The sequence below is a fragment of the Psychrosphaera saromensis genome (assembly GCF_002954545.1).
Lineage (GTDB): Bacteria > Pseudomonadota > Gammaproteobacteria > Enterobacterales > Alteromonadaceae > Psychrosphaera > Psychrosphaera saromensis.
Genome location: NZ_MSCH01000003.1, coordinates 290100 through 303154, shown reverse-complemented (window position 1 = coordinate 303154; position 13055 = coordinate 290100). Strand labels below are relative to the sequence as shown.

The window sequence follows — 13055 nt, the reverse complement described above, 5'->3', positions numbered from 1 at the left end:
AAAATGGCAGAACAAGAAGCGGCAACTCAAACAAATGAAACAGCTCCACAATTTTCAATTCAACGCATTTATGTAAAAGATGTTTCGTTTGAAACACCTAACTCTCCAGCTATCTTTACTAAAGAATGGCAGCCAGAAATTAAGTTAGACTTAGACAACAAAAGTGTAAAAGTTGAAGAAGGCGTGTTTGAAGTTACGTTATCAGTAACAGTAACGGCAACAGTTGAAGGACAAACTGCGTTTTTGTGTGAAGTTCAACAAGCTGGTATTTTTGTAATTGGTAATATGCCAGAAGGTCAAATTGCACATATGTTAGGTGCGTTCTGTCCAAATACATTATTCCCTTATGCTCGTGAAACGGTTTCTAATTTAGTTAATCGTGGAACTTTCCCTGCATTAAACCTTTCACCTGTTAACTTTGATGCCTTGTTTGCTCAATATATGCAACAAGCTAAAGCACAAGCTGAAGGTCAAAAGTTAGACGCGTAAACGTTACTTTATAAATTTTGTCGCTTAAAGTGGAGACAGTATGAGTTCTGATAAAAAATTCAGAATTGCAATTTTAGGGGCGGGCTCTTATGGCACCGCCCTTGCTTTTTGTTTTGCCCGTAATGGTCATGAAGTGATCATGTGGGGACGAGATAAAGAACAAATGGCAGATATGCAATTACATCGTCAAAACCGAAAATACTTACCAGGTGCTGACTTCCCAGAAACACTCCATGTAACCAATGATTTGACCGAAGCAGTTACTCAGTCAGAGTTACATTTGGTGGTTGTTCCTAGTCATGTATTTTCAAATGTATTAAAACAAATACAACCTTTGTTACCTGAGAATCCAAAGATTTGCTGGGCAACAAAAGGATTAGACCCTGATACCGGCCGTTTGTTAGATACGGTTGCCCGAGATATACTTGGTGATTCCGCGTCACTGGCTGTTTTGTCAGGACCGACGTTTGCTAAAGAAATGGTACAAGGTCTACCAACTGCGGTTTCTTTATCTTCTGAAGATCAAGAGTTTGCCGAAACTATCAGTGGTATGTTGCATTGCGAACGCAAATTTAGAGTTTATACAAACTCAGATTTTGTTGCGGTACAGCTTGGTGGTGCGGTTAAAAATGTTATTGCTATCGGTGCAGGAATGGCTGATGGAATTGGTTATGGAGCCAATGCAAGAACCGCTTTGATCACTCGTGGACTCGCTGAGATGATGAGGTTGGCAGTAGCACTTGGTGCTGATCCTAAGTCATTAATGGGCATGGCAGGTTTAGGTGATTTAGTATTAACTTGTACCGACAATCAATCTCGAAATCGACGTTTTGGTTTAGCTTTAGGATTAGGTAAATCAGTTGATACAGCGATGGAAGAGATAGGCCAAGTTGTTGAAGGGTATCGTAATACTAAAGAAGTACATATGTTAGCAAACGAAGTAAATGTAGAAATGCCAATTACTGAGCAAATCTATCAGGTGCTTTATAAAGGAAAATCTGCACAAGAAGCTGCCATGGCTTTGTTGGCCAGAGATCCTAAGTCAGAATAATACGTTTGTTAATATGAAGTGTATTCATATAAAAAAAGCCAGTTGTTAAGTTAATAACAACTGGCTTTTTTGTTTTTATATTCTGCGGTAGTAGATGACCTATTTAAAATAACTACAGCAATAATCAATCACAGTGGAGGCTTTTACTTTAAAAGATGAATTAGCAGGCACTTCAAAACTTTCCCCACCTTTGATTGAAACCCAATCTGCATTTGGTAATAACACATCTAGCTCACCAGAGCTGATTTCCATTAATTCTTGATCGCTAGCGGCAAACTCGTAATCACCAGGCATCATAATACCTAATGTTTTATGGGTGCCATCGGCGAAAGTAACAGTACGACTTGTTACTTTTCCGTCGAAGTAAACATTGGCATTGGTTGTAACAGAGACATTGTCAAATTGTGACATGGGTGATCCTTATAAATTTATTTGATTAGAGAGTACGGTATTCGACACCAAGGTAAAAGCTTATATGGCTATAATAAAGATCAAATTATTTACTAACTAGAATATTTAAGCGAATTAGTTGCCACATAGGCGATTTCGCCCAGATTTTTTAGCCTCATAAAGAGAGGTGTCTGCTCTTTGGATGATATCAGTTTGATAAAGGTCACTAACCGATGCTTCAGATAAGCCTAAGCTGATAGTAACTGGTTCGAATAAACCATCTACTTGAATAGCTTCAACTGCAGCTCTAAATTGTTCTAGCGACGCATAAGCCGCTTGATAGTTTTCTGAGTTGAGGATAATTAAAAATTCTTCGCCGCCATATCTACCAATAGGTTGTTCCGGACCAAAGTGCTTGATAGCGCAATCCGCTATAAGTTTTAACACTCTATCTCCCATCACGTGACCGTATAAATCATTTATTTTTTTGAATAAATCTAAATCAAACATACAAACATATAATACGTCTTTCGATTTTTTAAATTGAATAAAACGTTCGGATAAAATTGCCATGATTTTTCGACGATTATATAACCCAGTTAAATAATCAGTGGTGGCTAACTTATCTAATTGTTTTTGTAGTTTGATATTGCGCGACAATATAAAGGTAACAAAAACGGCGGTGCAAATAGAGAGTAACGATACAATTAACAGGAAGTTGGTTTGTTTCTTATGTTTGTCTAGTTCAACTTTTTTGAGTTGGTTTTCTAATAGCAGCAATTGGTTATCTTTGGCGTAAATAGAGTTTTTTAGTTTTTCAAAAGCTGACTCTGTGGAGGCGTCTAGTTGCTTTTGGTGATAATCCTTAAGTTGTTCAGTATAATTTTTCTGTGCTTGGTAAGCTTGTTCAAATTTATTTAACGCGAAGAATAAACTAGCCTGTGTATTCATAGATTGAATGTAAGTATAAGCTGATTTTTCTGTTTTATATGATGACAAGGCGCTTAGATCTGACAGTGAGGCTTGAGCGTCGTCGTATAGTTTTAAATGCAATTGAGCACTAGCAAGATCGCCATAGATTTGAATTAAGCTCTCAACAATATTTTCTGAGAGAAAGCGTTGTTTAGCGTCTAATAAAACCCTCAATGCTTGTTTATAATTTTTCGCTTGTAAATAACCTCGTCCCATTCCCATATAGGCATAGGCAATACCAATTATATCTCCGCTTTCCCGGCTATATTTATCCGAATTTTTATACGCATTAATGGCTTTTTCGTAGTCATTGGTACTGATGTAAATATCAGCAAGGTTGTAATAAGCAACCGATAACTGCTGTGTATTACCACTTTGTATCACATAGTCGATAGACTTTAACATTGCCTCTATCGCGCCATCTGTATGACCTGTTTTTAAATAAATGTTACATAAGGCGTTGTACATAGTCGAAAGGGCATCAGGGCTAGTTACACTGTCAATAAGCTCATAGGATTGGCTCATAAACCTCATCGCTTGGTCAATACGGTTATTGTCAGCTAATATATTGCTATATGCCGATACCATTTCGACAATCAGATTTGGGTCTTCGGTTTTCTTTGCGTATTCAATAGCTTGCTCTAAATACTCAAATTGTTGTTGGGTATTTTGTTTATATTGATAATAATCCGCCAATGTTAGGTACATATAGGTTTTGTCATAAGCAGATATATTTAATGTGAGTGCTTTATTTGCATATTCATAACCTAACTCAAACTCGGAAAATATTGGATATAACCTGCCTAACCAAGTAATCACTTCAGCGTTGTCTGGATATTCAGTGATTAATTCTTTAGCTAATATTAAGGCTTGTTGACTGTCCGCTTTGTAAACAGATTCAATTGCTTTTAATTTGGGGGAAATCGATGTTGTTGCGGTATTGGCAGAGACAGACAAAGTACAACACAGACAAAGGCTGAATAACAAAACGGCTATTGATTGTTTCATCTTGCTCATTAATCCTTTAATTATGTCTGCTGTATTTTCCATAAATAGTATGTTCAGCGTATTAAGCTGTTGTTTTCCTATTTTTAGGTGGCACATACCCTGGTATTTTACTTTTATCTATATTGTCTATTTGTGCTTCAGCCAAGAACTGCTGTGCGTATTGCAGGTAAACTTCTTCATCGATAAACACGTCAAATAAATCTGGATCTATGTGTTTGTCTAGCTTCATGAATCCCATAATATTTAAACATTCACTTAACATTTTTGCTTTTTTGTAAGGTCTGTCTGAAGCGGTTAACGCTTCAAATATATCAGCAATTGCCATCATTCTTGCTGGCACTGACATTTGCTCACGGGTTAATCCTTTTGGATAACCTGTGCCATCCATTTTTTCATGATGACCTCCGGCATATTCAGTGACATTACGTAAGTGTTTTGGAAATGGTAGTGATTCCAACATTTCTATAGTGATCACCATGTGATGATTAATGATCTCTCGCTCTTCTGGTAACAAGGTCCCTTTGGCAATTTCTAAATTACAAACCTCATTACGGGTAAGCAAAGGCTGTTTAATTCCATTTATAGTGACATCATATTTGTTGGCGATGTCTTGAACTCTTTGCTGATCTTCTGGTTTCATGAATTCACCACCAATATTAGCGGCGCATAAAAACAACCTATCATCTTCAAGCTCTTGAATTAACGCTGGTAACTGTGATTCAAGGCTAGTTATGTCTTTACCTTGTTTTAACTGATCAATAATCTGTTGTTGATGTTTAATTTTTATTTCAGATATGGCCAGTTCAATACGGCATTCGACTAAAGCAATGCGGTCGAATATGGTTTCTAACTTAGTGGACTTATCCATTACATATTCAGGCGTGACTATTTTTCCACAGTCATGTAACCAGCCTGCAACAGCAAGCTCATGCTTTTCAGCGTCATCCATGTGGAAGTCAGCTAAAGGCCCTGTATTGGTAAAACATACGGCCTCTGCAATTAACATAGTTAATTCCGGAACTCGATTACAGTGACCACCAGTGTATGGCGATTTTGCATCGATGGCGCGTGCAATTAAGCGAGTTAGTGATTGGAATAACTCTTCCATACCATCAATTAATTGTCTATTGGTCAGTGCGACAGCGGCCATTGATGTGAGAGAGCGAATAATGGTCTCTAACTCAGGAGTGAAGTCTATGACTTGATCATCTTGTTGTGCATTAAGGAGTTGAATAACACCAATCAATTCTTTCTCATGGTTTTTCATTGGAATGGTTAAAACAGATTTGGTTCTATAACCTGTTTTTTCATCCATATTCCGAGATGCACTCATGTCATAGTCGCCGGACTCATAAGCATCTGAAATGTTAATAACTTGATCTGTGGCTGCTGCATATGCCACTAATGCATTTGCGTTTGGTTCACCATTAACAAACATTGGTATTTCTGGAAACGGAATTGGTACACCAGAAGTTCCACCCATATACATATTAAGGGTGTCATTTAATAAGGTTTCAAACTTAAGAGTGTTTTTTTCTGTAATAGAGTAAATAGTACCACCGTCAGCATTCGACAGCTCTTTAGCACTAAGTAGAATGTTCTCTAGTAACTTGGTCGTATCCTGCTCAGTCGATAGCTCAACACCAACATTAATTAAATGCTGTAGAGCCGAGTCGCTAAATTTATTAGTCATGGTTACTCTCTATTACCTGTCAGTTTTTTTATTGTTATCACTAACATAAGCGTAATTATTGTTAAGTATATGGTGTTTTTTTATTCAATGCGAGTGAACAATATTCACATCATAGTTGAATACACTGTTGTTCTTGTGCGAAGAAGATATTGCAATCTAAATTCATAGCATCAATTTTGTACTGCCATTTGTCTAAATCGTCATCGGTTCGGTCTGGATCATGGCTATAAATTGCTAACTGTTTAATGCGGCTAGTCGTCGCTAAGTCAATGGTTTCTGCGATTAACGAATGCCCCCAACCGTGTTTTAGTGGCATATCAACATCAGTGTACTGGCCGTCATGAATAACCAAATCTACACCGAGTAAAAACGCTTTCCATTCACTGTGTGTAGTTGATGGTGCTGACGGTGGACTAAGTTCATTATCGGTAACATAAGCCATTCTCTTGCCATTAGACTCTATAATGTAAGCAGAACCACCATTTGGGTGGTTAATCGCTCGTCTGTGGACATGAAAGCCATTAATACTAACGGGTTGTGCTTGCCAATTAGGATGTTCAAAATTCAAATTAGCTCGTAACTCATGTTCATCTAACGGGAAGTAACTGCCGTTTATCTGCTCTACTATCGCTCTTGGGTGATTAGGTGTGGTTTCACTTGGATAAATATAGATGTTCCTATTTTTTTGGTAAATAGGTTTGAAAAATGGAAAGCCTTGAATATGGTCATAATGATTATGGGACAATAAAATATAAACATCTTCTTTATGTTTCACAAATTCATCACCGATAACTCGAATACCAGTACCAGCGTCTAAAATCAGTTTTTGTCCGCCTTCAGACTCTACCATTACACAAGCTGTATTGCCGCCATACTTCAACGTAGATGGTCCCGGGGTAGGGCATGATCCCCGAGTACCATAAAAAGTTACTTTCATTTACCTTGGTTATCCATTAGAGATCGTATAGGAACTTGCATTATCGTTGTGTTGCTCTGTGAACTTCATAATTGCGCTATTATTCGAACTACCTGAAGAGTCAGGCAGCAGTGCGTGAATAATCAGTGAACCATCACTTGCAATCGACACTCTGTCATACCCAAGAATGTCACAAAGGTCGCCTTCGTTTTGACCTGTATTTAAGTAGTTGCAACCTGCATCGCCATTTGGAATAGAGTAACCGGATAACGAGTTTTTGCCTACAAGGCTATCAGCTTCACCGTTAAGTCCGTTAAATTTTGCAATAAAACCGGCATCAATTTCAGTGGTACTGACATTACCAACTAAAATAATTTCGTCATTTGAGTTAACGGCCAAATCTTTTACTTCAATATTCAGTGGATTGGCACTTAACGAGTCCATATCTAATAAAATAATACCATCGACTCCGCTATCGCCAGCAGATATGTCATCAAAGTTAACATCAATTGCATATTTTTGAGTTGAAGAGGCATCTGTATCAATTAACCTGACTAAATATGATTGGGCATCCGATTCAGTTTGAGTGGCGATATACACAAGAGAAGAGTCTGATAATTGGACTAACTTTCCAGAATGAACATTATTTGAATTGCCAGTCGAGATCTTTAGAACATCATCACCATCATCCTTATCTGAACCATCGTTTGGTGAATTATCAAAATCAGGATCTATTATTCCAATAAAAGACTGGTCAAAATTCATTTTGAGTAAAAAAACATCTTCTTTTAGAGAGTCATCTACAGCACCAAAGCCAAGTGCAATAACAGAACCGTCATCTTGTATCACACCAGAGGTGAGTCGATTATAGGATGATACCAGGCCTGGTGTGTTTGAGAACTCTTGCACGTCAAAAGCTGGGCAACTACTACAATTAAGCTCAATGGTGACTAACAGTGAATTATTTTCAGTATTTTCGGTTTGACCGTCGCTATAACCGCCAAGTAAGGCAACTCTATCCGCTGTGCTATTGTATGCATTATTTTCAAAATAAGCGTAGTCAGGTAAGATTTTTTCTACTGGAAAACCAGAATAAATCTCCCCATCAATAGTAAATTTAGTAACTCGTAAAGTGGATGTACTTACGTCTTCAATTATTTCAGCAGATAATAAGTAATTGTCTCCATTGTCATCTGTTTCAGCCAATTCTATCAATTGGGTGCTATGGCGCTTAATATAATTGTCACTATAACCATTACGCTGTAGTAGACTGTTCTGTTCTTGGTTTATTAAGCCAGTTACAAAATCATGCCTAGTGATAGTATGACCTTCCGCATCACTATTATCACCAGTTCCAGAGTCGTTATAACGTGGTGTTACTGTAATTATTTTGCCTGATGAATGTAGTAATTTACTATCAACTGCTAAGCTATCAGCAATTTGAAACTCGTAATCAGTCCGGCTAGTTAATACCTCTAACGAAGTATTGTTGGCAAGAGTCTCGTAATATATTTCAAGTTCGGTATTGATCCCTTCTGATGGAGATAAACCATTATCATTCTCTTTTTCTAAGGAACTAAAAATATTTATCGTATTGGTGGTATCTGAGTTATCAAAAAGCACTACTGCATGAATATTTTCATCAGCAATACCACTGCCTGATGTATTTGTCAGTTCTTTAGTTTGCAGCGAGGTATTTACTTCGGTTGGTAGTCCCACACTATCCAATTGACCTGGGATAAGTTCATAGAGGCCAGAATCTAAGACAACTTTACTAATGTAGGTAATGTCACCAGCAGAATTGAAATCTAAGCTAACCACACTTTCTTCAACGCTTTGGGTATCAATAGTTTGATATCCACTGCCATTAAAGTCAGTGTCTAAAATTGGAATTGAATTAAGTTCGCTAATTTTTAGCTTTATGATGACTGAATCTGTTCCTGTTGAACCACCTAATAAAACCGTATCACCATCAATTTGTTTATATGTTGCGACTGTGTCACTTGTGCTACCTAAATCGAATTTGCTACGAGCTTTGGTATTATTGGCCTCAGTAGATAAGTTATCGATTAACATTTCCAGCGTCATACCATCGACATTGCCATCACCATCGTTATCGGCATAACCCAATGCAATTAAATTTCCAGCCGTATTTTCAACTAAACCAACGACATATACATTTGAGTTTGGGCTAATTAATTCGTAATTATATGCTTCGCTTTGGCTTCCTGAAGTTGATAATTTGGCGAGTTTGAAATTTGCTGCTGGATTGGTTTGGCTTAATGGATTGTATTTACTTGAAATTGCTAGATATAAAGAACCATTTGAGTGGATGACTAGGTCGACAGCTTCGGAACTGTCGCCGGAACCTAAGTATTCATATTTACCGTCTTGACTAAACGTATTGTCGATAGTGCCATTGTGATTAAGCCGCAGAAGAAATGGCTCTAAATCTGCGGCTGTATAACCTTGATAACCTAACACATAGATTTTGTGGTTTAGGTTATCAATTTTTAGTTTTGTGGGGGTAAAGGTGTCAATGGACGCTCCATCATCAAATTCATCTACATTAGAGTCGTTTAAGTTATCAAACTCTAGGTGTTTTCTACCGTTCTTACCAAAAGCTAAGTCAAACGTGCCATCTTGCTTTATTTTGGAAACGGTAAATACATAATCGGCTTCATCTATAGGTTTGTCACTGTAAGATAAAAGGTATCTGTTATTTTCATCGTCTAATACCGCATCGACAGGATAATCATTATTAGCTGTATCAGCATAAGTATTAAAATCTGATATACCGTTATTAGAAAAAGAGGTGTCTAATGCAAATTTACTACTTTCAGTTACATCATTCACTTGAACGATTATAGTCAATGAGTCGGATAATGAGGTTTCATCCGTTACTGTCATGTTTAGTTCATAGCTGTGAGGCTGAGTCTCATAGTCTAATAATCCTTGGTTATTAACATACACAACGCCTGTTTTTGAGTGCATTTGAAATACACCATGACCATTAGATAGACTGTATGTTAGTTCAGCATCCTCATCTGGATCGGTAACGCTAGGAGTATAAACCGGAGTACCTTCAGGGCTATTTTCATCTACAGTAACGATATGACCATCTTGATCAGCAAATCTAGGGGCACTATTTTCAGTTACTATAGTGGTCGTATCATCATCACCTAACATAACTTTATCACTAAATGCGCTTTCGCCACTGCCATCAATACCGCTAACTAAAATATAATAAATATCGTTAACTGGTTTTTCGGTGAAAACGGTTGATGTACTGGTTAGTGCCAACTTAGCTTCACCACCGTCCAAATCAACATAATTTTGACCTGTTAAGCTTTCATCGTTACTTATGTAAACGTTGTACCTTAGCATTCCAGTTAATGCATTCCAGCTTACTGACAATTCTTCAGACGATTCATCTAGCGTAACGGTTACGCCAGAAATAGCTAATTCTCGCCAGGTTAAACCTAGGCTAGTGACTTGATATGTATCATTGTCATTATCTTCAACCCATAAGGTTATATTTTGCTCACGACCACTTAGTCCAAATAAGGTTGGATTAATACCGTTAACAAAAGCTGAATACTCAGTGCCACAGTCTTGTTGGCAAATAGGTAATGTTAAATCAGAACCTTCAAAACCAATAAAAACTTGCTTAAGGCCTTGGGGATTCGCCACATCAAAAGCAACCGATATATTGCCAGAAAACTCCGATAGGGTAGTTGGGTAGTTGAAGCTACCTGTTGTATCAGTAGCCTTATTTTGACTGCCTGATGAATTAGGCCCTGATTTTTGCACTAAAGTCACTTTAGAAGCATCAATCACATTACCTGAAAGCGTATTTGACTCTAAGCTTGTTTGCTCTGAATCTGAATTGCTCTCACTACATGCATTAATAAATAACATGGCCGTGGATAAGGCAAAAATTTTATACATCTTTGTTTTATTGGGTACTTGTGTGGCTATATTCATAATATTCACTACTTAAGCAAGAAACTGCCATCAGCCCTAATGTTGGGGTTACGTACTTCATGTAAATCAAACTCGCCAATAATAGAATCTAGTCCATCAAAGAATGATGCATTAATATCACCATCAGCAAGGTTGTTAGCATGAGACGCAAAACTTACATCTAAATTAAGTTTATCTGCCGAAATAATTCCGCTAAATGCAGCGAACCATTCTCCGTCATTATCATTAAATGATAATTGGCCGGTAGGAATAGTGGCAAGATCAAAGTTAACATCCATCTCCATACTAAAATTGGAAACGGATCCTTCGCTAGAGTTTACTTGGAAGCTTTCAAGATTACTGTAGGTGAAACTACCACTTCGTTCAGATAGTAACTCTTCTGTTGATGTGCTTTGAATAGAGCTGAAAGCGTCATTGGCTGTAGAGGCGATATCATCCTCAACCTGTTGGAAACTATCATCTAACATATTAGCAACTACTTCTGCGTCATCTGATATCCCAACATCTTCGGCTGCAGCTTCAGAGCTATCTTCATCGCTTGAGTCGTTTTCAGCGGTTTGTTCAGAGTTACTCTGATCTTCACTTTCTTCTCCACTGTCGTTAGTACTGTGACCTTTATTAAAATTCTTAGGAGCTTCTAACAACTCAGTCACTTTACCTTCAGCACTAACTACACCAAATGAGAAGTTTTCGCCTTCGCCAAAAGAAACTGTGTTGCCACCAGTGTCAGAATCGACAGTGACATCAACAGCACCGTCCCAAACCGCTAGAAACATATCACCGTCGATTAACTCAACTTCGTAATGAGTTCCCCGTATACCGATACTACCAGTTGGAGTTTTTAAGTTGTAATCACCACCATTCTTGGCTTTAATTGCACCTGTTACTGAGCGTAACCCACCTTTTACCAATTCCATCACAACAGAACCTTTACCGTTTTCATCAGAAAAGTGGTAATCGGATATTTGTAGTTCAGTATTTTGTTTTAACGCGATCATACCGCCATCAGTCATACGCAATTGCGCCTTACTGTTATCACCTGTGGTGATCATATCGGTATCGAATATCACAGAACGACGTTTTAAATCGCGGCTAACGTCATTGGCACTGGCAGTAACTTTCCCTTTAGAGATAAGTGTTTTGCCTGCAGTAGATTGCGCATTAACATTAAGCGCAGTTAATAGGCTAAGCCCTAATATTACTTTATACGTATTCATAAATACCTCTATAGCTTATATTGCCAGCTGGCACCAAGCTCAACTCGGTCATAACTGTATAATTTTATGTTACTGTTTTTATTTTGTACATTTAAGTAAAGCTTCAAGCGTAATTTGTCGCTTGTATTAAACAGTAATTGTGATGAAAACATGGACAGAGTTTCGTCCTGCTTTTGTAAAAATAGAGGATGAACACCTTGGTACATATGTTGTTCAACCAGAATGGAATTATTACTAACAATTGAATCTGTAATTGGCCAGGTTAATTGATACATAAGGCCTACTACATCTTTGTCTCTATAAAAATACTCTCTGTCATCACTAACATCTTGTTGCCAGTGAGCCATTAAAGTATGGATTTGATTTGATTTGAAAAGGTAAGAGAATGAGGCTCTGGTACGAGATAAATCTAACGCTAAATTCACATCGTTATTTATTACTGAATAACTCAGACTCGACATTAATCCGTTTCGTTGTGATATGTCTTTTTTCCAATTGGAACTAGCGCCTATTTCGGTTCGGTAGTAAGTACCATCTAACCATAGCGGACGCGCAAAACCTGACACTGATATGGTGCCAAATTTTGATTCTTGCGCATAAGCTAAATCAAAGTTTGTTATTAAGCGTTGATATTCTTTGTACTCTATATAATCAACATAATTAGCACCAAAGTTAACGTTAATCGATTTGTTTTGGCTAATAGGATGTTGGTAATGAGCACGGTAATTAAGAGAGTATGTTAAGTCACTGGTTTTCTGTGAGCTATCAAATAGGTCGATGGTACCTAAATTTGGAATGAAAATTTCATCTTCGCTCGTTCCACTATTTATATTGTTATCAAATGCCATCATGCCAGAGATGCTATGTTCCCAAGCTTTGTTTTTATTCAATATAGTATTGTTGATGCGATCTCGTAACTTACTTGCTTTGTCTTTTTGCACGCTTGTTATCGGTTTATTTAGTAATAGGTCTAGTTGTGCAACGGCCGCAGGAAGGTTATCTAATTTCTTATATGTATGCGCTAAATAGAAATTAGCTAGATAGGAATTTGGAACTTCAATCGCAACACGCTCAAATGCAAATACGGCTTCTTGGTACTTCTGATCTCCATAGGCTGAAAAACCACTCAATAAATCAAATTCAGGAGAACCTCCATATTCATAAGTGTATTCATCGGATAATTGAAATGCAGCTGCGTATTGTTTATTTGTTAATAAATCATTAAGTTGTTTTATAACATCTGGATATGACATAGCCTTAGCATAAGCGTTAAAGCTTACAACTAGCACTATCGTTAACAAAAACGTGAAAATTCGACTCATTGTGATTCTA

General features: G+C 37.4%; 9 protein-coding genes. 2 read left to right on the top strand and 7 right to left on the bottom strand.

Annotation, left to right across the window (positions count from 1 at the left end; all coding sequences use genetic code 11):
- Nucleotides 1-3 precede the first annotated feature (3 nt).
- Nucleotides 4-489 carry a protein-export chaperone SecB gene (gene secB, locus BTO11_RS01350; RefSeq protein WP_105050895.1) on the top strand — a complete coding sequence of 162 codons (486 nt, stop codon included), beginning with the start codon at nucleotides 4-6 and terminating at the stop codon, nucleotides 487-489.
- Nucleotides 490-529: 40 nt separating this feature from the next.
- Complete coding sequence (gene gpsA / locus BTO11_RS01345; protein WP_105050894.1) at nucleotides 530-1540, top strand: NAD(P)H-dependent glycerol-3-phosphate dehydrogenase; 1011 nt, start codon at nucleotides 530-532, stop codon at nucleotides 1538-1540.
- 99 nt (nucleotides 1541-1639) lie between these two features.
- On the opposite strand, the gene ppnP is transcribed toward gpsA, so the two are convergent.
- The 7 genes from ppnP to BTO11_RS01310 all read right to left on the bottom strand — a co-directional run bounded on the left by ppnP (nucleotide 1640) and on the right by BTO11_RS01310 (nucleotide 13045).
- Entirely contained in the window at nucleotides 1640-1951 is a 312-nt protein-coding gene (ppnP, locus tag BTO11_RS01340) for a pyrimidine/purine nucleoside phosphorylase (protein WP_105050893.1), read from the bottom strand.
- A 114-nt stretch (nucleotides 1952-2065) separates the two neighbouring features.
- The gene (locus BTO11_RS01335) at nucleotides 2066-3910 is read right to left on the bottom strand and encodes a tetratricopeptide repeat-containing diguanylate cyclase (RefSeq protein WP_181135812.1); all 1845 of its coding nucleotides are present in this window, start codon (nucleotides 3908-3910) and stop codon (nucleotides 2066-2068) included.
- Between the two features lie 61 nt (nucleotides 3911-3971).
- The gene (locus BTO11_RS01330; RefSeq protein WP_105050891.1) at nucleotides 3972-5603 is read right to left on the bottom strand and encodes an HD family phosphohydrolase; all 1632 of its coding nucleotides are present in this window, start codon (nucleotides 5601-5603) and stop codon (nucleotides 3972-3974) included.
- A 109-nt stretch (nucleotides 5604-5712) separates the two neighbouring features.
- Nucleotides 5713-6540, bottom strand: coding sequence for an MBL fold metallo-hydrolase (locus BTO11_RS01325; RefSeq protein ID WP_105050890.1), 828 nt, complete (start codon nucleotides 6538-6540; stop codon nucleotides 5713-5715).
- Between the two features lie 9 nt (nucleotides 6541-6549).
- On the bottom strand, nucleotides 6550-10506 hold the full coding sequence (locus tag BTO11_RS01320; RefSeq protein WP_105050889.1) for a cadherin repeat domain-containing protein: 3957 nt from the start codon (nucleotides 10504-10506) through the stop codon (nucleotides 6550-6552).
- 8 nt (nucleotides 10507-10514) lie between these two features.
- The gene (locus BTO11_RS01315; protein WP_105050888.1) at nucleotides 10515-11723 is read right to left on the bottom strand and encodes a FecR family protein; all 1209 of its coding nucleotides are present in this window, start codon (nucleotides 11721-11723) and stop codon (nucleotides 10515-10517) included.
- A gap of 8 nt (nucleotides 11724-11731) precedes the next feature.
- A complete protein-coding gene (locus BTO11_RS01310; protein ID WP_105050887.1) occupies nucleotides 11732-13045 on the bottom strand; it encodes a tetratricopeptide repeat protein in 1314 nt (437 codons plus the stop codon).
- Nucleotides 13046-13055 lie beyond the last annotated feature (10 nt).

Coding starts and splice junctions, on each gene's coding strand:
- secB (WP_105050895.1), top strand. CDS start 4: ATGGCAGAACAAGAAGCGGCAACTCAAACAAATGAAACAGCTCCACAA.
- gpsA (WP_105050894.1), top strand. CDS start 530: ATGAGTTCTGATAAAAAATTCAGAATTGCAATTTTAGGGGCGGGCTCT.
- ppnP (WP_105050893.1), bottom strand. CDS start 1,951: ATGTCACAATTTGACAATGTCTCTGTTACAACCAATGCCAATGTTTAC.
- BTO11_RS01335 (WP_181135812.1), bottom strand. CDS start 3,910: ATGAAACAATCAATAGCCGTTTTGTTATTCAGCCTTTGTCTGTGTTGT.
- BTO11_RS01330 (WP_105050891.1), bottom strand. CDS start 5,603: ATGACTAATAAATTTAGCGACTCGGCTCTACAGCATTTAATTAATGTT.
- BTO11_RS01325 (WP_105050890.1), bottom strand. CDS start 6,540: ATGAAAGTAACTTTTTATGGTACTCGGGGATCATGCCCTACCCCGGGA.
- BTO11_RS01320 (WP_105050889.1), bottom strand. CDS start 10,506: ATGAATATAGCCACACAAGTACCCAATAAAACAAAGATGTATAAAATT.
- BTO11_RS01315 (WP_105050888.1), bottom strand. CDS start 11,723: ATGAATACGTATAAAGTAATATTAGGGCTTAGCCTATTAACTGCGCTT.
- BTO11_RS01310 (WP_105050887.1), bottom strand. CDS start 13,045: ATGAGTCGAATTTTCACGTTTTTGTTAACGATAGTGCTAGTTGTAAGC.